13 protein-coding genes are annotated in these 19,784 nt (G+C 68.6%); 8 read left to right on the top strand and 5 right to left on the bottom strand.

The window, feature by feature from the left end; genetic code table 11:
• The first annotated feature begins 4 nt into the window (after positions 1-4).
• The 7 genes from L6Q67_RS01975 (at position 5) to L6Q67_RS01945 (ending at position 9,854) form a co-directional block, all read left to right on the top strand.
• Positions 5-823, top strand: coding sequence for an ABC transporter permease (locus tag L6Q67_RS01975; protein ID WP_296564417.1), 819 nt, complete (start codon positions 5-7; stop codon positions 821-823).
• Entirely contained in the window at positions 823-1,671 is an 849-nt protein-coding gene (locus L6Q67_RS01970) for an ABC transporter ATP-binding protein (RefSeq protein WP_296564415.1), read from the top strand. The genes L6Q67_RS01975 and L6Q67_RS01970 overlap by 1 nt, the downstream gene beginning before the upstream one ends.
• A gap of 5 nt (positions 1,672-1,676) precedes the next feature.
• A complete protein-coding gene (locus tag L6Q67_RS01965; RefSeq protein WP_296564412.1) occupies positions 1,677-2,465 on the top strand; it encodes an urea amidolyase associated protein UAAP1 in 789 nt (262 codons plus the stop codon).
• Positions 2,466-2,475: 10 nt separating this feature from the next.
• A complete protein-coding gene (locus L6Q67_RS01960) occupies positions 2,476-3,129 on the top strand; it encodes an urea amidolyase associated protein UAAP2 (protein ID WP_296564410.1) in 654 nt (217 codons plus the stop codon).
• 103 nt (positions 3,130-3,232) lie between these two features.
• Positions 3,233-6,838 (top strand): urea carboxylase, encoded by a 3,606-nt coding sequence (uca, locus tag L6Q67_RS01955; protein ID WP_296564409.1) that lies wholly within the window; start codon positions 3,233-3,235, stop codon positions 6,836-6,838.
• A 17-nt stretch (positions 6,839-6,855) separates the two neighbouring features.
• Positions 6,856-8,655: an allophanate hydrolase gene (gene atzF, locus L6Q67_RS01950; protein ID WP_296564402.1), complete on the top strand. Its 1,800-nt coding sequence runs from the start codon at positions 6,856-6,858 to the stop codon at positions 8,653-8,655.
• A gap of 194 nt (positions 8,656-8,849) precedes the next feature.
• Entirely contained in the window at positions 8,850-9,854 is a 1,005-nt protein-coding gene (locus L6Q67_RS01945) for a cytochrome-c peroxidase (RefSeq protein WP_296564400.1), read from the top strand.
• 120 nt (positions 9,855-9,974) lie between these two features.
• On the opposite strand, the gene L6Q67_RS01940 is transcribed toward L6Q67_RS01945, so the two are convergent.
• The gene (locus L6Q67_RS01940) at positions 9,975-10,301 is read right to left on the bottom strand and encodes a 2Fe-2S iron-sulfur cluster binding domain-containing protein (RefSeq protein WP_296564398.1); all 327 of its coding nucleotides are present in this window, start codon (positions 10,299-10,301) and stop codon (positions 9,975-9,977) included.
• 266 nt (positions 10,302-10,567) lie between these two features.
• Between L6Q67_RS01940 and L6Q67_RS01935 the strand changes: the two genes are divergently transcribed.
• On the top strand, positions 10,568-12,238 hold the full coding sequence (locus L6Q67_RS01935; protein WP_296564396.1) for a sigma-54-dependent Fis family transcriptional regulator: 1,671 nt from the start codon (positions 10,568-10,570) through the stop codon (positions 12,236-12,238).
• 169 nt (positions 12,239-12,407) lie between these two features.
• Here the strand turns inward: L6Q67_RS01935 and L6Q67_RS01930 are convergent, their stop codons facing one another.
• The 4 genes from L6Q67_RS01930 to dmpE form a co-directional block, all read right to left on the bottom strand.
• Positions 12,408-13,598: a benzoate/H(+) symporter BenE family transporter gene (locus L6Q67_RS01930; protein ID WP_296564394.1), complete on the bottom strand. Its 1,191-nt coding sequence runs from the start codon at positions 13,596-13,598 to the stop codon at positions 12,408-12,410.
• Positions 13,599-14,504: 906 nt separating this feature from the next.
• Complete coding sequence (locus L6Q67_RS01925; RefSeq protein WP_296564390.1) at positions 14,505-18,050, bottom strand: indolepyruvate ferredoxin oxidoreductase family protein; 3,546 nt, start codon at positions 18,048-18,050, stop codon at positions 14,505-14,507.
• A gap of 71 nt (positions 18,051-18,121) precedes the next feature.
• Positions 18,122-18,910 carry a 2-oxo-3-hexenedioate decarboxylase gene (dmpH, locus tag L6Q67_RS01920; RefSeq protein ID WP_296564387.1) on the bottom strand — a complete coding sequence of 263 codons (789 nt, stop codon included), beginning with the start codon at positions 18,908-18,910 and terminating at the stop codon, positions 18,122-18,124.
• Positions 18,911-18,939: 29 nt separating this feature from the next.
• A complete protein-coding gene (dmpE, locus tag L6Q67_RS01915) occupies positions 18,940-19,722 on the bottom strand; it encodes a 2-oxopent-4-enoate hydratase (RefSeq protein ID WP_296564383.1) in 783 nt (260 codons plus the stop codon).
• Positions 19,723-19,784 lie beyond the last annotated feature (62 nt).

Genomic DNA, 19,784 nt, shown 5'->3' with positions numbered 1-19,784 from the left:
AGCCATGAGCGCAAGCAAGAGCACAGGTGGCGTGAGCCCCCTGTGGCAGATCCGCGCCGCCATCGACCCACGCCACTACTGGGTGCTGGCCCTGCTGGGGCTGGTCGCGCCCCTGCTCGGCTGGGGCGTGGCGAGCAGCCTGGACGGCGTCGACAAGGTCTTCCTGCCCGGCCCGGCCGACGTGCTGTCACGCATGTGGACCTGGGCCGTGGAGGACGGGCTGGCCGGCGACGTGGCCATCAGCACCTGGCGGGTGGTGGCCGGCTGGGCCCTGTCGGCGGTGATCGCCCTGCCCCTGGGCCTGTTCATCGGCAGCTACCGCTCGGTGCAGGCCCTGCTGGAACCCCTCACCGACTTCATCCGCTACATGCCGGCGGTGGCCTTCATTCCACTGGTCATGCTGTGGGTGGGCATCGAGGAAGGTTCCAAGGTGGCCATCATCTTCATCGGCACCTTCTTCCAGATGGTGCTGATGGTGGCCGAGGACGTGCGCCGGGTGCCCCTGGCGCAGATCGAGGCGGCCCAGACCATGGGCGCCACCCGGGGCGAGATCATCGAGAAGGTCATCGTGCCCTCGGCCAAGCCGGCGCTGCTGGACACCCTGCGCGTGACCATGGGCTGGGCCTGGACCTACCTGGTGGTGGCCGAACTGGTGGCCGCCAACTCGGGGCTGGGCTACGCCGTGCTCAAGGCCCAGCGCTTCCTGCAGACCGACAAGATCTTCGCCGGCATTCTGATGATCGGCCTGATCGGGCTGGTCATCGACCAGGGCTTCCGCCTGGTGCACCGCAAGGCCTTCCCCTACCTGGCCGGGAGACACTGATGAGCGCCCGCATCGAAATCCACGACGCCAACAAGGTGTTCGGCCACGGCCCCCGGGCCATCACCGCCCTCGAAAGCGCCGACCTGGACATCCGCCCCAACGAGTTCGTCACCTTCGTGGGCGCCTCGGGCTGCGGCAAATCCACCCTGCTGCGCATGATCGGCGGGCTGGAGAGCCTCACCAGCGGCAACATCACCGTCAATGGCCAGCCCATCACCGGCCCCGGGGTGGACCGGGCCATGGTGTTCCAGCACTACAGCCTTTACCCCTGGCTCACGGTGCTCGACAACATCCGCTTCTGCCGCCAGCTCAAGGCCCACACCCGCGACCGGACCTCCGCCGACGTGGAGAAGGCCTCGGGCCGCGCCGACGCCCTGATCCGCCTGATGGGCCTCAGCCACGTGGCCCACGCCTACCCCAGCCAGCTGTCGGGGGGCATGCAGCAGCGCGTCGCCATTGCCCGGGCGCTGATGAGCCGGCCGCCCATCCTGCTGATGGATGAGCCCTTCGGCGCCCTGGACGCCCAGACCCGGGAAGTGATGCACGACCTCATCCGCCACGTGCACCGTATCGAGGGCAGCACCATCGTCTTCGTCACCCACGACGTGGAAGAGGCCATCTACCTGGGCCAGCGCATCGTGCTGATGGCCCCCCGCCCCGGCCGCATCGACACCCTCTACGACGTGCCCCTGCCCGCCGAGCGCCACCAGGACATGAAGCTTGAGCCCGCCTTCCTCGCCCTCAAGCGCGAAATCCTGGAACGCATCCGCGAGACCTCCGGCATGAAGACCGACCTCGAGCAGCTTGCCCGGCTCAACGCCGACGCCGCTGCCACCGCACAGGAATGAGCACCATGAACCCCCTCCTCACCCCCACCGAAGACGTGGACGTGGACACCCGCTGGCAGCAGCTGGCGGCCGACCTGCCCGAAGAGCAGATCCTCTTCTCCGACGTGATCCCCGGCGGCTGCCACTGGTCCTGGCGGCTGCCCCGGGGCACCACCCTGCGCCTGGTCACCCAGGGCGGCGGCGCCAACCTGTCGCTGGTGCTCTACAACGCCCGCAATCCGCTGGAGCGCTACAACATGCCCGACTCCCTGAAGGCCCAGCACACTGCCCACTACCGCCGCGGCCATGTGCTGATGAGCGACATGGGTTGCGCCATGGCCTCAGTCACCCACGACAGCCTGGGCTGGCACGACCCCCTGGGCCTGTTGCTGGACGGCCCCCGCCTGCGCGAGAAATACGGCGAGCACCCCTACCAGCAGTACCGCAACGGCATGTACCGGTCGGGCCGCGACGGGCTGCTCATCGAGATCGGCAAGCACGGCCTGAGCCGCCGCGACCTGGTGGCGCCGGTGAACTTCTTCAGCAAGGTCAGCGTGGACGAGGAAGGCCGCTTCCGCTATCAGCCCAACCACGCCCCCGCCGGCAGCCGGGTGGAGCTGCGCCTCGACATGGACGTGATCGTCGCCATGTCCACGGCGCCCCACCCGCTTGATCCACGCCCCGACTACGCCCCGGCCGCCGTGGGCGTCGTCGCCTGGCGCTCGGGCCCGGCGCCCGCGGACGACTTCTGCCGCCACTTCCGCCCGGAGTGCGCCCGTGCCCTGCACAACACCGACCTCCAGTACCTTGCCTGAGGAGACCGCCATGACCGCCACCGCCATCCGCATCCAGGAAAGCGCCCTCGACCCGGCCCAGGCCCTCACCAACGTGGTGCTCCCCGCCGGCGAACCCTGGCTGCACGAAGTGAAGCAGGGCCAGACCCTGCGCATCGTCGACCTGGAAGGCAACCAGGCCGCCGACGTGATCTTCTACAACCGCCACGACACCGCCGAGCACTACAGCGTCACCGACACCCTGCTGCACCAGGGCGGCATCTACCTCACCACCGGCTCGGTGCTGATGAGCAGCGAAGGCCGGCCCATGCTCACCCTCGTCGCCGACACCTGCGGCCGCCACGACACCCTGGGCGGCGCCTGCGCCGCCGAGAGCAACACCGTGCGCTACGCCCTGCACAAGAAGTACATGCACAGCTGCCGCGACAACTACCTGCTGGCCATCCAGCACTCGGACTCGGGCCTCACCACCGCCGACCTGGTACCCAACGTCAATTTCTTCATGAACGTGCCGGTCACCGGCGAGGGCGGCCTCAAGTTCGACGACGGCGTCTCAGGCCCCGGCAAGTACGTGGAGCTACGCGCCGAGATGGACCTGTGGGTGCTGGTCTCCAACTGCCCGCAACTCAACAACCCCTGCAACGCCTACAACCCGACACCGGTGCAGTTCCTCATCTGGGGCTGATCCAACACCGCACGCTTCCGGCACGCGCCGGCCCCCGGGACGACCCGGGCGGACAGGAAAGACCCGGCGGGACGACCCGCCGCCCTTTTCGCGAGACACCACCATGTTCAGCAAAGTCCTCATCGCCAACCGGGGCGCCATCGCCTGCCGGGTGATCCGCACGCTGAAGAAGCTCGGCATCGCCTCCGTCGCCGTCTATTCCGAGGCCGACGCCAACTCCCTGCATGTCAGCCTGGCCGACGAGGCCGTGTGCATCGGCCCGGCCCCCGCCGCCGAGAGCTACCTCAAGGCCGACACCATCCTCGAGGCCGCCCGCGCCACTGGTGCCCAGGGCATCCACCCGGGCTACGGCTTCCTGTCCGAGAACCCCGACTTCTCCGACGCCTGCGAGGCCGCCGGCATCGCGTTCATCGGCCCCACCCGCGCCCAGATGCTGGCCTTCGGCCTCAAGCACACCGCCCGCGAGCTGGCCGAAAAGGCCGGGGTACCCCTGCTGCCCGGCAGCGGCCTGCTCGACGACGTGGCCCACGCCCGCCGCGAGGCCGCCCGCATCGGCTACCCGGTGATGCTCAAGAGCACCGCCGGCGGCGGCGGCATCGGCATGCGCCTGATCGGCAGCGACGCCGAGCTGGACGAGGCCTACGCCTCGGTGGACCGCCTGGCCCGCGCCAACTTCAAGGAGGCCGGCATCTACCTGGAAAAATACGTCACCGCCGCCCGCCACATCGAGGTGCAGGTCTTTGGCGACGGCCACGGCAAGGTGCTGGCCCTGGGCGAGCGCGACTGCTCGGTGCAACGCCGCAACCAGAAGGTCATCGAGGAGACCCCGGCGCCGGGGCTCTCAACCGAACAGCGCGCCAGCCTGGCTGCCACCGCCGTGCGCCTGATGGAATCCATCGCCTACCGCTCCGCCGGCACGGTGGAGTTCGTGATGGACGCCGACAGCGGCGCCTTCTACTTCCTGGAAGTGAATACCCGCCTGCAGGTGGAGCACGGTGTCACCGAAGAGGTCACCGGCACCGACCTGGTGGAGTGGATGGTGCTGCTGGCCTCCGGCGACCTGACCCTGCCGGCCACCGCGCCGCAGCCCCGGGGCGCCTCCATCCAGGTGCGCCTCTACGCCGAAGACCCGGCCAAGAACTTCCAGCCCTCCTCCGGGCTGCTCACCGAGGTGCGCTTTCCCGAGGGCGTGCGGGTCGAGACCGCCGTCACCACCGGCTCCGAGGTGCCGCCCTACTACGACCCCATGGTGGCCAAGCTCATCGTCCACGCCGACACCCGCGAGGCCGCCACCGACAAGCTCATCGCCGCCCTCGACACCACCCGCGTGTACGGCATCGAGACCAACCGCGCCTACCTGCGCCAGATCCTCGACGGCGAGGTGTTCCGCGCCGGCCGCCAGACCACCCGCTACCTCAGCCACTTCGACTACCGCCCCAGCACCTTCGACGTGCTCGAAGCCGGCGTGCAGACCTCGGTACAGGACTGGCCCGGCCGGGTGGGCTACTGGGACGTGGGCGTGCCTCCCTCCGGCCCCATGGACGAGCTCGCCCTGCGCGCCGCCAACCGCCTTGTGGGCAACCCGGAAGGCGCCGCCGGCCTGGAATGCACCATGACCGGCCCGACCCTGCGCTTCAACTGCGACGCGGTCATCGCCCTCACCGGCGCCCCCACCGCCGCAACACTGGACGGCGAACCCCTCGCCTTCTGGCAGGCCCACGCCGTCAAGGCCGGCGCCGTGCTGAAGGTCGGCGCGGTGAAGGACGCCGGCTGCCGCAGCTACCTGGCCGTGGCCGGCGGCATCGACGTGCCCGACTACCTGGGCAGCAAGTCCACCTTCACCCTGGGCCAGTTCGGTGGCCACGCCGGCCGCTGCCTGCGCCTGGGCGACGTGCTGGCGATCCAGCCCACCACCACCCTGCCCGCGCCCGTCGCGCTCCAGCCGCCCAGCTACGCCCACCACTGGGAGGTGGCCGTGCTCTACGGCCCCCACGGCGCCCCGGATTTCTTCACCGATCCGGACATCGCCCGCTTCTTCGCCACCGACTGGGAGATCCACTACAACTCCAGCCGCACCGGCGTGCGCCTGATCGGCCCCCGGCCCCAGTGGGCCCGGACCGACGGCGGCGAGGCCGGCCTGCACCCCTCCAACATCCACGACAACGCCTACGCCATCGGCGCCATCGACTTCACCGGCGACATGCCGGTGATCCTCGGCCCGGACGGCCCCAGCCTGGGCGGCTTCGTCTGCCCGGCGGTGGTGATCCAGGCCGACCTGTGGAAGCTCGGCCAGCTGCGCCCCGGCGACACCCTGCGTTTCGTGCCGGTGAGCGCCGCCACCGCCGCCCGACGGCTGGCCGAGGTGGATGCGGCGCTGGGCCAGGCCCGCACGCCCCTGGCCACCCCGGTCGTCGCCGAACCGGAGATGGTCAGCACCCCAGTGCTGGCGGAGCTGCCCGCCGCCGGCGAACGGCCCCGGGTGGTCTATCGCCAGGCCGGCGACGCCTACCTGCTGGTGGAGTACGGCCCCCTGGTGCTCGACCTGGAGCTGCGCTTCCGCGTGCATGCGCTGATGGACCGGCTCAAGGCCCACCCCCAGCCGGGCATCCTCGACCTGACCCCGGGCATCCGCTCCCTGCAGCTGCACTTCGACGCCCGCCGCACCGACCGCAGCGCCCTGCTCGCCGCCCTGATCGCCGCCGAAAGCGCCCTGCCCGCCATCGACGACATGTGCGTGCCCAGCCGCACGGTGTACCTGCCCCTGTCCTGGGACGACCCGGCGACAAAGCTCGCCATCGAGAAATACATGCAGTCGGTGCGGAAGGACGCCCCCTGGTGCCCATCCAACATCGAGTTCATCCGCCGCATCAACGGGCTGGATTCCATCGACGAGGTCTATCGCACCGTCTTCGAGGCCAGCTATCTGGTGCTGGGCCTGGGCGACGTGTACCTGGGCGCCCCGGTCGCCACCCCCATGGACCCGCGCCACCGCCTCGTCACCACCAAATACAACCCGGCCCGCACCTGGACACCCGAGAACGCCGTAGGCATCGGCGGCGCCTACATGTGCGTGTATGGCATGGAAGGCCCCGGCGGCTACCAGTTCGTCGGCCGCACGGTGCAGATGTGGAACCGCTGGAACCACGGCGCCCGGGGCACCGAGCAGTTCGACAAGCCCTGGCTGCTGCGCTTCTTCGACCAGGTGCGCTTCGTGCCGGTGAGCGAGGCCGAGCTGCTGCAGCTGCGCCAGGATTTTGCCGCCGGCCGCGCCCGGGTGCGCATCGAGGAAGGCGAGTTCCGCCTCGCCGACTACCGCCGCTATCTGGCCGACAACGCCGCTCCCATCAGCGCCTTCAAGACCCGCCAGCAGGCCGCCTTCGAAGCCGAGCGGGAGCGCTGGAAAGCCGCCGGCCAGGCCGAGTACATCAGCGAGGCCGACATCGCCGCGGCCGCCGCCGACTCCGAGCTAGACCTGCCGGAGGGCGCCCGCCTGGTGGCCAGCCACATCCCCGGCAACATCTGGAAGGTGCTCGTCGAGCCCGGCCAGATGGTCAAGGCCGGTGACCCGCTGGTGGTGGTGGAGTCCATGAAGATGGAATTCACCGTGACCGCCCCCGCCGACGGCGAGGTGCTGCAGCTCCTGTGCCGCGAGGCCAGCCCCGTTGCCGCCGGTCAGGACCTGCTGGTCCTGCACGCCCCCGAACTCTGAAACGAAAGGGACACCCCATGCTGCCCCCCAGCCTCGACCTCGCCACCCTGGCCGCCGCCTACCGCAACGGCCTCAAGCCTTCCGAGCTGTTCGCCCACCTGCACACCCTGGCCGCCGCCGACACCCACCACGCCTGGATCAGCCTGCTGCCCGAAGCCGGGCTGCTGGCCCGCGCCCGGGCGATGGACGACCAGGACCCGGCCAGCCTGCCGCTCTACGGCGTGCCCTTCGCGGTCAAGGACAACATCGACCTGGCCGGCCTGCCCACCACCGCCGGCTGCCCGGATTACGCCTACACACCGGAGGCCGACGCCACGGTGGTGGCCCGGCTGATCGCCGCCGGCGCCATCCCCCTGGGCAAGACCAACCTGGACCAGTTCGCCACCGGCCTCAACGGCACCCGCAGCCCCTACGGCGCCTGCCGCAACGCCTTCGACCCGGCCTACATCTCGGGGGGCTCCAGCTCGGGCTCGGCGGTGGCCCTGGCCGCGGGTCAGGTGAGCTTCTCCCTGGGCACCGACACCGCCGGCTCCGGCCGGGTACCGGCCGCCTTCAACAACCTGGTGGGGCTCAAGCCCACATGCGGCCTGCTGTCCACCCGCGGCGTGGTGCCGGCCTGCCGCTCCCTGGATGCGGTGTCGATCTTCGCCCTGAGCGCCGCCGACGCCGCCACCGTGTTCGGCGTGGCCCGGGGCTTCGACCCGGACGACGCCTACAGCCGCGACGCCCGGCCCCACGGCCGACGCTTCAACGCCGGACAGCCCTTCCGCTTCGGCGTCCCCCGTGAGGCGCAGCGCGCCTTCTTCGGCGACACCCACAACCCGACCCTCTTCGAGGCCGCCATCGCCCGCCTGAAGAGCCTCGGCGGCACCTGCGTCGAGCTCGACTTCAGCCCCTTCCTGGAAACCGCCAGCCTGCTCTACGGCGGCCCCTGGGTGGCCGAGCGCTACCACGCCATCCGCGACTTCATCGAGCAACGGCCCGGCTCGGTCTTCCCCGTGACCCGGGACATCACCCTGGGCGGCGGCAAGGCCAGCGCCGTGGAAGCCTTCGACGCCTTCTACAAGCTCAAGGCCTATCAGCGCCGCTGCGACGCCGCCTGGAACGAGGTGGACCTGATCCTCACCCCCACCGCCGGCCGCCAGCCCAGCATTGCGGCCATGCAGGGCGACCCGATCCGGCTCAACACCGAGCTGGGTTACTACACCAACTTCATGAACCTGCTGGACTACTCGGCCGTGGCCGTGCCCGCCGCCTTCCGCCCCGACGGCCTGCCCTTCGGCGTCACCCTGCTCGCACCCGCCCACCAGGACGGCCCCCTGCTGGAGCTGGCCGCCCGCTGGCAGCACAGCACCGCCCTGCCCCTCGGTGCCACCGGCCAGCCCCTGCCGGAGGCCGCCACACCCGCCAGCGGCGTGGCCGACGGCATGCTGCGCGTGGCCGTGTGCGGTGCCCACCTGTCGGGCCTGCCCCTCAACTGGCAGCTCACCCAGCGCAAGGCGCGCCTGATCGGCACCGTGCGCTCGGCCCCCGAGTACCGCTTCTATGCATTGGCCGGCGGCCCGCCCCTGCGCCCCGGCATGGTCCGGGTGGCCAAGGGTGGCGCCAGCATCGAGATGGAAGTGTGGGAGCTGCCCGCCAGCGAGTTCGGCAGCTTCGTCGGCGGCATCCCGGCGCCCCTGGGCATCGGCAAGGTGCGCCTGGAGGATGGCAGCCTGGTGAGCGGCTTCATCTGCGAAAGCGCCGGCCTGGAGGGCGCGGCAGACATCACCCACCTGGGCAGCTGGCGCGCGTGGCTGGCCAGCCGGACGGCCTAGCCGTGCCGGGAGGAAGGAGAGCATTTTCCTGCACGGCATTGCGCGGCCCTCAAACTTGCCATCCGCGTATGCCTTAAGCATCCATTAAGCCTCCGACAGGACAATCAGGCCCACGCCCGGAGCATCCCGAGCCTCCCCGCCGGGATGCAACCGGGCGACTTTCCCCAGCCCTTGCCCTACTCCCGGAGCACTCCATGTTCCTCAAACTCAGCCCTGCCCTGGTCGCGGTCGTCTGCGCCCTGGCCCCCCTGTCAGCCGCCCACGCCGCCCCCGCAAACGAACCCATCCAGCCCATCAAGCCCACGCCGGTCGCCAACCCCGCCGCCGTCGAGCTGGGCAAGATGCTGTTCTTCGATCCGCGCCTGTCCAAGTCCGGCTTCATCTCCTGCAACTCCTGCCACAACCTGTCCATGGGCGGCTCCGACAACCTCAAGTCGTCCATCGGCCACGGCTGGCAGAAAGGCCCTATCAACGCCCCGACGGTGCTGAACGCCCGCTTCAACCTGGCCCAGTTCTGGGACGGCCGCGCCGCCGACCTCAAGGCCCAGGCCGGCGGCCCCATCGCCAACCCGGGCGAGATGGCCTACAGCCACGAGCTCGCGGTCTCCACCCTGCGCACCGTGCCCGGTTACCGCGGCGCCTTCCGCAAGGCTTTCGGGAGTGATGAAGTGAACATCGAACGCATCACCCAGGCCATCGCCAGCTTCGAGGAGACCCTGGTGACGCCTGATTCACGCTTCGACAAATGGCTCAAGGGCGACCGCAAGGCCCTCAGCGCCGACGAACTGGCCGGCTACAAGCTGTTCAAGGAAAGCGGCTGCGTGGCCTGTCACAACGGCCCCGCCGTGGGCGGCAACTCCTACCAGAAGATGGGCGTCGTCGAAGCCTACAAGGCCAGCAGCCCGGCGGAAGGGCGCATCGGCGTGACCGGCCAGGACGCCGACCGCTTCAACTTCAAGGTGCCCACCCTGCGCAACGTGGAACTCACCTACCCCTACTTCCACGACGGCGCCGCCGACACCCTGGCCGAAGCCGTGGACACCATGGGTCGGGTCCAGCTGGGCCGCAAGTTCAGCCGCGAGGAGAACGCCCGCATCGTCGCCTTCCTGAAGACGCTGACCGGCCGCCAACCCAGCTTCCCCATGCCCATCCTGCCCCCATCCGCCGACGCCACTCCGCGCCCCCGCCCCTTCGAGTAAGGCGCCACGCCCAAAAAAAACGGCCGTCACATTACCGTGACGGCCGTTGAAAACCAGGAAGCCCGCCGGGAGAGGGAGGTGAAGCAGACGGGCCGCGCCCCTGGTTGAAGGAACTGATCTTCAGCCCGGCGTGCCACCCGCCTGTTCGAGGGCCTTGCACATCTTGCCCACCACGGTCACCGACATCTCACCCCGGGGATAGACCCGACAGGCGAGCACCACGCCGCTGGCCTCCTCTTCCTCGCTGATGCAGGCCCGGCTCATCTTGCGGGCCTCGTAGCTGCCGGCGTCGATGTGCACCTTGCACACACCGCAGCCACCGCCCCGACACCCCACGGGAATCCCCCGCCGGCCCAGCACTTCCATGCCGCGCAGCAGGCTCAGGTCGGACGCGCAGGGGTAATCCTCCCCGCTGTTCTCAATATGAATACGGTACTTCTCGGCCATTGTCTCCTCCTGGTGGGCCGACCGGGCAGGGTCACACTGCGGTGACTTCGGTAAAATGCCCGGCTCGCCATTTTTCTCGAGATTTTGTATTATTATCGCTAATGAACCGATAACGCAAGTTGATACGTGCGTGACAGCCCACCGTGCAGGCCTGCCGCGAATGCTTTCTCCCTGCGTGGTATAAGGCGATGCCTTCCGCTGCCACGGCCTCCGGGCCGGACACCACAACTCCTATCGAGCGGCGAAGGACATCCGGAGGAGAAGACTTGAGCGACATCCGCTACCCGCAGAACAACGACCTGCGCAGCCTCGTGCACTTCTGTGCCGAGAAGGGGCTGATCTGGCTCGGCGAGAGCCGCATGATCCTGATGCATGCGGCGGCCCTCGCCGAACTGCGCAAGGAGCTCATCAACTCGGTGGGCATCGACCAGGCCAGGCGCATCCTGACGCGCATGGGCTACGCCTCCGGTGTGCGGGATGCCGAGCTCGCCAAGAAGATCCGTGTCGGCCAGAGCCTGCAGGACGCCTTCGTGGTCGGCCCCCAGCTGCACATGCTCGAGGGCATGGTCCATGTGTCGCCGGTGAGCCTCGACTTCGACCTGGAGAAAGGCCACTTCGCCGGCGAGTTCATCTGGGAGAACTCCTGCGAGGCCGAGGTGCACGTGCGCGAGTTCGGCCACGCGGAACATCCGGTGTGCTGGATGGAGATCGGCTACGCCTCGGGCTACACCTCGGCCTTCATGCGTCGCTTCATCCTGTTCAAGGAAGTGGAATGTTCGGCCACGGGCAGCAACCGCTGCCGCATCGTCGGCAAGCCGGTCGAAGAATGGCCCGACGCCGCCGAGCACACCCCTTTCTACGAAGCCGACTCCATCGTCGGGCGCATGCTGGAGCTGCGCAGCCAGGTGGACGCCCTGCGCGCCTCCCTCGAACGCAGCCTGCCGCGCCAGAACCTGATCGGCGCATCGTCCGGCTTCCGCCACGCCTACACCCTGATCGAGAAGGCCGCCGCCACCCAGGTGACGGTGCTGCTGCTGGGCGAGACCGGCGTCGGCAAGGAGCGCTTCGCCCGCGCCCTGCACGAGATGAGCGGCCGGGCCAGCGGCCCCTTCGTGGCCATCAATTGCGCCGCCCTGCCCCACGACCTGATCGAGTCCGAGCTCTTCGGTGTCGAAAAAGGCGCCTTCACCGGCGCCCAGGTGTCACGCATGGGCAAGTTCGAGCGGGCCGACGGCGGCACCCTCTTCCTCGACGAGGTGGGCGAGCTCCCCCTCGCCGCCCAGGCCAAGCTGCTGCGCGTGCTGCAGGAGGGCGAAATCGAGCGCCTCGGCGACGAGCGCACCCGCAAGATCAACGTGCGCCTGGTGGCCGCCACCAACGTGGACCTGCAGGCCGCGGTCAAGGCCGGACGCTTCCGCAGCGACCTCTACTACCGCCTCAATGTCTACCCGGTGGTCATCCCGCCCCTGCGCGAGCGCCTGTCCGACATCCCCCTGCTGGTGGAGGCCATGCTGCAGCGCTTCGGCGCCCTGCACGGCAAGCGCGTGCCCGGCCTCACCGACAAGGCCATGCGCGCCCTCAAGGGCCACACCTGGCCCGGCAACATCCGCGAGCTCGAAAACCTCATCGAACGCGGCATGATCCTCTCCCCCCAGAACGAGCCCATCGAGATCGAACACCTGTTTGCCGAACCCCAGGAGTTCGAAGCGGTAAGCCACGGCATCGACGCCACCGGCAACCTGGCTGCCGACCCGGGCACCAGCGACATGGACGTGCTGTGCCGCCAGGTGATGCACACCGGCGTCAGCCTCGACGAACTGGAGCAGGCCCTCATCCAGCATGCTGTCAAGGAAGCCGGCGGCAACCTCTCCGGCGCCGCCCGCCGCCTCGGCATCACCCGCCCGCAGCTGAATTACCGCTTGAAGAAGAAGGAGTGAGGCAGGGGCATGGTCGTCTGAAGGTCGATGCGTTCTCTCCCGCAGGGGTGACTTGTAGGGGCGACTTCAGTCGCCCACCCGCGCGCCGATCACCGACATGCCCCATTTATCCAAGTCCGCGGGCGACTGAAGTCGCCCCCACTGGAAGCCCTCACACTTTAGCGCCGCTTCAGGGGCTTTCCCCGGGTGACTTCACCCGCCATTCCCGATGCAGCACCAGGTAGGCCGCCAGGCCGATGATGGCGCCCCAGAAAGCCGAGCCCAGGCCCAGGAAACTCATGCCTGAAGCCGTGGCCAGGAAGGTGATGATGGATGCCTCCCGGTGGTCGGCCTCGTTGATGGCGCCCATCATGTTGGCGGTGATGGCGCCAATGAGGGCCAGGCCGGCCAGCACTGCCACGAAGGCCGGCGGGAGCACGGTGAAGAGCGACACAATGGTGGCACCGCAGGCACCGCCGATCAGGTAGAACAACCCGTTGGACACCCCCGCCACGTAGCGCCGGGCCGGGTCTTCGTGGGCGTCGCGGCCGGTGCACAGGGCGGCGGTGATGGCGGCGATGACGATGGTGATGCCACCGAAGAAGGCCACCGCCACCGAGGTGATGCCGGTCACGGCGATGATGGGCCGGGCCGGCGTGGTGTAGCCGGAGCTGCGCAGGATGGCCATGCCGGGCAGAAACTGGCCGGTGATGCTGACCAGCACCAGGGGCAAGGCCAGGCTCAGGGTCGAGCTCCAGGTCCACTCGGGGCGGATGAAGACCGGCGTGGCCAGGCCCAGCTGCACCCGGCCCAGATCGGCGCTGCCGAGCGCACTGGCCAGGGCCACGCCGACGAGCAGCAGCAGGATCATGCAGTAGCGCGGGGTGAGGCGCTTCAGGATCACGTAGGCGGCGATCATGCCGAAACCCAGCAACGGCGCGCTGCCCGCGGCGCTGAAGGCCTTCACGCCGAACTGGAACAGGATGCCGGCCATCATGCCGGCGGCAATGCCCTTGGGCATGTGCTTGAGCAGGCGGTCGAAGGAGCCGGAGACGCCGATGATGAAGAGGATCACCGCCGTGGTCAGGTAGGCCCCCACCGCTTCGTTGAGGGACAGGCCGGGAAACAGGGTCACCAGCAGCGCCGTCCCCGGCGCCGACCAGGCGGTGACCACCGGCACCTTGAGGGCCACGCTCAGGAAGATGCCCGACACCGCCGCGCCGATGGAGATCGCCCACACCCAGGACGAGATCATGTCGGGCGCCACCCCGGCCGACTGGGCGGCCTGGAAGAAGATGATCAGCGGCCCGGAATAAGAGATGAGGACGGCGAGAAAGCCCGCCGTGACGGCGGAAACGGACCAGTCCTTGCGTGGAATCATGGGAATCCTTGGGGAAAGTCTGAGGGAGGCAGGTGGGATGCAGGATGCACCGCCCAGTGGGGTCGAATTCATTGGCTATGTTCGCGTTAGGTATGTAAACACGGTCTCTGGCAAACCCACCGGGCTTTGAGCGCCTTAACTACCGATGGAAAAGCACTTTCCTGACGCTACGGAACGGCTTTCCGTTGCATGACGTCACATTGGCCGGGGACTCGCCCCCGGCGGGCGACATCCTTTCTTGTTGCACGACAAGAAAGGACGCAAAGAAGCGTGCCCCGCTGCCGCGCCCCCTTCGGGGGTACCCTCCTTCCGGGCGCGCCGGGCGGGGTCTTCGCAAACTCGCCCTGCGGGCTCAAACATGCGAAGCCCTGTTTCCGCCCGTCACCCCCTCCAGTCGGCACGTCAGAGGGGACCGGAAAGGCAGGTGATCAAGGGCCAGCACCCGACCCCGTTTCCGTAGAGGCTCGGTGTGTCCGAAAAGCCCGTTCCGCCCCGCAGAGCAGCGCAGGGGCAGGCGGGGAAGTCCGGCGCGGCTGTCTGAGCCCGCAGGGCGAGTTCCGCGCCGGCCGCCTGACACGAGCAGCGCAGGGGAGTCATTCGCGTAGCGAATGACCGGGGTGGCCGGGTCGCCTTTCTTGCCTTCTTCTTTGGCGAAGCAAAGAAGAAGGTCGCCCGCCGGGGCGAACACCCGGCCAACGTCACGCAAAACAACGGAACCCCCGCCAATACCGGCCACCCCACCAGGCATGGAGAGCCTTGCCCGATGGGGCAACAACGCTTTCCACACTTAACGCGAACAGCGCCAATTCATTCGACCGCCTCGCGTCGATGACCGGCAAGCCTGGGGCCAGAGTCCGAGGTCGAATGAATTCGACCCCACGCCTGAACGCGACCCCAGGGGGTGCATCAAGCCCGCTTCATCAGCACGACCGGCGCGTTGAAGGCGGCCAAGCGCTCCGCCTGCAGCAGGCGGGCCTTGGCCAGGTTCTTCTCCTTCACATGCCCGTAGCCGCGGATCTCGTCCGGCCAGGCGGCCAGGGCGGCGGCGGCGGCGTGGTTGGCGACGCTGAGCCGGCCGATGATGCTGTCCAGTTCGCCGATGTAATCCTCCACCAGCTGCCGCTCGGTGCGCCGCTCGGCGGTCTTGCCGAACACGTCGAGGGCGCCGCCGCGCAGCTTCTTCAGCCCGGCCAGGCGCTGGAAGGCCTTGAACATCCAGGCGCCGTACTGCTTCTTCTGCAGCTCACCGGTCTGCGGGTCGGTGTCGGCCAGCAGCGGCGGTGCCAGGTTGTACTTGACGCTGTAGCCCTGGGGGAACTGGGCGTCCAGCTCAGCCAGGAAGGCCGGGTCGGTGTGCAGGCGGGCCACCTCGTACTCGTCCTTGTAGGCCATCAGCTTGTAAAGGTAGCGGGCGGCGGCGGCCGACAGGGTCGTGGCGCCGGGCAGCACGGCCTGTTCGGCCGCCACCACGCGCTTGAGCACATCGGCGTAGCGCCGGGCGTAGGCCTCGTCCTGGAAGGCGATCAGCTCGGGCACCCGCACTTCGGCCAGGCGCCTCACTTCAGCCTGGGCGCCAATGGCGTCCACGATGGCCCGGGCAGCCGGGCTGAGCACCGGAGCGTGCTTGAGGCTGATGACGCTGGCGCCCCCGCTCTTCTGGCGGGCCACCTCGGCCTCGACGAAGGCCAGGTCCACCACCGCCATGCGGCCCCAGCGGAAGGCGGCGAGGCTCTGCTCGACACCGACGCCGGAGTTGCGGATGGCGGTTTCGATGGACTCGGCCTTGAGGGGGATGGTGCCGGCCTGGAAGGCCACACCGACCATGAAGTTGTTGGTGGCCATGGCGTCACCGAACAGCCCCTCGGCCAGGGCCTGGCCGTCGAGGAAGACGTTGTCGTCCTTGCGGGTGACCCGGTCGATGCCGGCGGTGAGGCCCTGGGTGGCCGGGAACATCACGTGCCGGTCGGCGATCATCTTGCCGGTGGGGGTGCGGGTGGTGGACACCACGGCGATGGTGCGCGACGGGTGGCACTTGTCCAGGTTCTTCGGGTCGGTGGCGTTGAGGATGTCGAAACCCAGGTAGAGGTCGGCCCGGCCGTCGGAGATCTTGTTGCTGCCATGGAAGGGGGCGTGGGAGATCTTGATGTCGGAGATCACGTTGCCGCCCTTCTGGGCCAGGCCGGTCTGGTCGAGGCCGATGACGTGCTTGCCCTCCAGCCGCGCGGCATTGGCCAGGGTGGCCACGACGGTGACCGAGCCCGTGCCGCCAATCCCCATCACGTGGATGCCCACGCCGATGGTGTCGTCGATCTTGTTGACCGGGGCCGGCAGCTCGCGCTCCAGCGCCGGGATGCGGCCCTTCTTGCGCTTCTTGCCCTCCCCGGCCGGCGCGGCGTTGGGGGTGATGGTCAGGAAGGACGGGCAGAAGCCCTTCACGCAGGAGAAGTCCTTGTTGCAGGAGGACTGGTGGATGCGCGTCTTGCGGCCGAACTCGGTGTCCACCGGCTCGACGCTCATGCAGTTGGATTTCTCGCCGCAGTCGCCGCAGCCCTCGCACACCCGTTCGTTGATCACGGTGAGCTCGGCCGGCTCCTCGGCCTTGCCGCGGCTGCGGGCACGGCGCAGCTCGGCGGCGCACTCCTGGTCGTGGATCAGCACGGTGGTGCCGGGGGTGGCGGCGAGTTCCTTCTGGGCTTCGTCCAGGCGGTCGCGATGCCACACCTCGGTGTGACCGTCGAGACGCACGCCGGAATAGTTGCCCGGCTCGTCGGTGGTGACGATGATGCGCCGCACGCCGTTGGCGAGCAGGTCGGAGACCATGTTGGCCACCGGGTGGGCGCCCTGGATGGCCTGACCGCCGGTCATGGAGGTGTGGGCATTGACCAGCAGCTTGAAGGTGATATTGACGTTGGTGGACGCCGCGTAGCGGATGGCCAGGCTGCCCGAGTGGGCATAGGTGCCGTCGCCCATGTTCTGGAAGATGTGCTCGGTGTCGGTGAAGGGCGCCATGCCGATCCACTGGGCGCCCTCGGCCCCCATGTGGGTGCCCATCACCACGTTGCGGTCCATCCACATGGCCATGGTGTGGCAGCCGATGCCGGCCGACACGATGCTGCCCTCGGGGGCCACGGTGGAGCTGTTGTGGGGGCAGCCGGAGCAGTACCAGGCGGTACGCACGGTGGTGGGCAGCTTGCTGCGGGCGGCGATCTCGTCCAGGCGCCGCACCCAGGCTTCGGCCGATTCGACACGGGTCTTGCGCGACAGGCGCTTGGTCAGCGCGCGGCAGATGATGTCGGACTCGAACTCGCCGTAATGGGGCAGCAGCTCGCGCTCCTCCTCGTCGAACTTGCCGACGATGCGCGGGGCGTTGGCACGGCCGTAGAGCACCTGCTTGGCGAACATCTCGAGGAAGGGGCGCTTTTCCTCGATGACGAAGATCTCCTCCAGGCCTTCGGCAAACTCGCGCACGATGGTCGGCTCCATGGGGAAGAGCATGCCCATCTTGAGGATGCGGATGCCGTAGCGGCGCAGGGCATCGTCGTCCAGGCCCATCTCGAGGAAGGCCTGCTTGAGGTCGTTGTAGGTCTTGCCGGCGGTCATGATGCCGAGCCAGGCGTCGCGGTTCTCGAAGACCACGTTGTTGAGCTTGTTGGCCCGGGCGTAGCGCTTGGCCACCTCCAGGCGCCGGGTGTACAGAGACTGCTCCATCTCCAGGGCGTCGGCGCGCACGTTCATGCCCAGGTTCATGCGCGGGGTGAACAGCTGGCCGTCGAACTCCAGATCCGGGGTGATGAAGTCGAGGCGCTCCGGGGACACCAGCGCGCTGCCCGAGCCGTCGGCCACGTTGGTGACGATCTTCATGCCCATCCACACGCCGGCCATGCGCGACATGTTGTAGCCGTGCAGGCCCAGGTCGAGGATCTCCTGCACGTTGCCCGGGTACAGGGAGGGAATGCCCAGGTGGAAGAGCATGGGCTCGGACTGGCTGCACAGGGACGAGCTCTTGCAGCTCGGGTCGTCACCGGCGATGGCCAGCACGCCGCCGTTCTTGCCAATGCCGGTGTAGTTGGCGTGCTTGAGGGCGTCGCCGGAGCGATCCACCCCCGGGGCCTTGCCGTACCACAGGCCGGTCACACCATCGAGCTTCTGCTTGCCCACCGTGTGCAGCATCTGGGTGCCCCACACGGCGGTGGCGGCCAGGTCTTCGTTGATGCCGTCCACAAAATGGATGTGCTTTTCAACGAGCAGCTTCTGCTGCCGGATCAGGGCGGCGTCGAGCATGCCCACCGGCGAGCCCCGGTAGCCCGACACGAACATGCCGGTCTTGAGCCCCCGGCGCGCATCGGTGCGCACCTGGTCCAGGGTCAGGCGCACGATCGCGTCGATGCCTCCCAGGTGGATCACCCCTGTTTCCTGGGTGAAGGGATTGGTCTTTTCTTCCTTGGCGGCCATGGGATGTCCTCTCTCTGTCTCCGGGCCGCTCCGGGGCGGCCTTCTCCGGTGGATGGTGGGTGGGATGTGGCTCAGGCGAAGCGCATGGAGACGGTGCCCAGATCCTGGAAGCGCACGGCCACGTTGTCGCCGGCCTGGACGGCGATGGCCTCGGTGACGCCGCCGGTCATGATGAAGGTGCCAGCGGGGATCTCCTGGCCGCGGGCGCCCAGGTGGTTGGCGAGCATCACCACGGCTGCCAGGGGGTGGCCCAGCACGGCGGCGCCGGCGGCCATGGCGACGATTTCGCCGTTCTTCTCCATCACCACGCCGAGGGTGCGCAGGTCCAGCTCGTCCAGGTTGCGGGGGCGGCCACCGATGACGAAACGCGAGGCCGAGGTGTTGTCGGCGATCACGCTCTTCAGGTCGAACTTGAAGTCGCGGTAGCGGGAATCGATGATCTCCACGGCCGGCACCACAAAATCGATGGCCGCCATCACCGCACCCAGGTGGCAGCCGGGGCCGGACAGGGGCGCCTTGGTGACCACGCAGATCTCGGCCTCAACCTTGGGGTGAATCAGCCCGGCGGTCTTGATGTCGGCGCCGTCGGGGCTGCTCATGTAGTCGCTGACGAAGCCGAAGACGGGCACTTCCACGCCCATCTGCTTCATCTTGGCGAAGGAGGTGAGGCCGGCCTTGAGGCCGACGGTCTTGTTGCCGCGGGCCTCCTTGCGGCGGCGGATCTCGTCCTGGATGGCGTAGGCGTCATCCCAGTCCATGTCCGGGTGGTCGTCGGTGATCTTGGTGACGTCGTAGGCCTTCAGCTCGGCGGTTTCGAGGTGATCGGCGAGCTTGAGGATGGTGGCGTTGTCGAGGTTCATGGGGAATGTCCTGTAAGAGTTCGGATGGCTCAGATGAAGCGCACGGTGGTGCCGCCAAGGCCGCCCACGGCGCAGCTGAGGGAGTCGCCGGCCTTGACCGGGACGAGGGGCGACTGGGAACCGGAGAGGATCACCTCCCCCGCCTTCAGGCCGATGCCCAGGCGACCCAGGGTGTTGGCCAGCCAGGCCACGGCGTTCACCGGGGAGCCCTGTACGGCGGCGCCGGTGGAGGTGCTGATGAGCTCGCCGTTCTTCTCCAGCACCATGCCGGCCAGGGCCAGATCCAGGTCACGGGGGCTGCGGCGCACGCCGCCGAGGGTCAACACGCCGCAGGAGGCGTTGTCCGCCACGGTGTCCTGGATCTTGATCTTCCAGTCCTGGATGCGCGAATCGACGATCTCGAAACAGGGCAGCACGCACTCGGTGGCGCGCAGCACATCGGCCGCGGTGACGCCCGGGCCTTCCAGGTCGTGCTTGAGGATGAAGGCCACCTCGGCCTCGGCGCGGGGGGCGATCATGCTGTCCACGCGGATCGCCTCGCCTTCGTTGAACACCATGCCGGAGGTCATCTGGCCGAAGTCCGGCTGATTGACCTTGAGCATGTCCATGACCACCTTGCTGGTCACGCCGATCTTCTTGCCGATGATGGTCTCGCCGGCGTCCAGGCGGCGCTGGATCATGCGCAGCTGGATACGGTAGGCGTCGTCCAGGGTGATGCCGGGCTCCCGGTCGGTCAGGGGGGCCACCGGCGTGCGGGTGATCAGGGCGTTGTAGAGTTCGTCGCCGTAAAGATCGATCTGGGTCTTGTCCATGATTCGTGTCTCTCTGCAGTGTTCTGGGTGGGGTGCCGGCCCCGGGGGAGGGATCGGGGCCG

Origin of the sequence: Zoogloea sp., from assembly GCF_023150065.1 — a bacterium.
In the GTDB taxonomy this organism is placed as follows: domain Bacteria; phylum Pseudomonadota; class Gammaproteobacteria; order Burkholderiales; family Rhodocyclaceae; genus Zoogloea.
Note: the sequence above shows the minus strand (reverse complement) of the source record. Positions and strands in the feature narration are given on the sequence as shown.

Excerpts from the sequence above, each read along its gene's own strand:
- L6Q67_RS01975 (WP_296564417.1), top strand. The coding sequence starts at position 5 with ATGAGCGCAAGCAAGAGCACAGGTGGCGTGAGCCCCCTGTGGCAGATC.
- L6Q67_RS01970 (WP_296564415.1), top strand. The coding sequence starts at position 823 with ATGAGCGCCCGCATCGAAATCCACGACGCCAACAAGGTGTTCGGCCAC.
- L6Q67_RS01965 (WP_296564412.1), top strand. The coding sequence starts at position 1,677 with ATGAACCCCCTCCTCACCCCCACCGAAGACGTGGACGTGGACACCCGC.
- L6Q67_RS01960 (WP_296564410.1), top strand. The coding sequence starts at position 2,476 with ATGACCGCCACCGCCATCCGCATCCAGGAAAGCGCCCTCGACCCGGCC.
- uca (WP_296564409.1), top strand. The coding sequence starts at position 3,233 with ATGTTCAGCAAAGTCCTCATCGCCAACCGGGGCGCCATCGCCTGCCGG.
- atzF (WP_296564402.1), top strand. The coding sequence starts at position 6,856 with ATGCTGCCCCCCAGCCTCGACCTCGCCACCCTGGCCGCCGCCTACCGC.
- L6Q67_RS01945 (WP_296564400.1), top strand. The coding sequence starts at position 8,850 with ATGTTCCTCAAACTCAGCCCTGCCCTGGTCGCGGTCGTCTGCGCCCTG.
- L6Q67_RS01940 (WP_296564398.1), bottom strand. The coding sequence starts at position 10,301 with ATGGCCGAGAAGTACCGTATTCATATTGAGAACAGCGGGGAGGATTAC.
- L6Q67_RS01930 (WP_296564394.1), bottom strand. The coding sequence starts at position 13,598 with ATGATTCCACGCAAGGACTGGTCCGTTTCCGCCGTCACGGCGGGCTTT.
- L6Q67_RS01925 (WP_296564390.1), bottom strand. The coding sequence starts at position 18,050 with ATGGCCGCCAAGGAAGAAAAGACCAATCCCTTCACCCAGGAAACAGGG.
- dmpH (WP_296564387.1), bottom strand. The coding sequence starts at position 18,910 with ATGAACCTCGACAACGCCACCATCCTCAAGCTCGCCGATCACCTCGAA.
- dmpE (WP_296564383.1), bottom strand. The coding sequence starts at position 19,722 with ATGGACAAGACCCAGATCGATCTTTACGGCGACGAACTCTACAACGCC.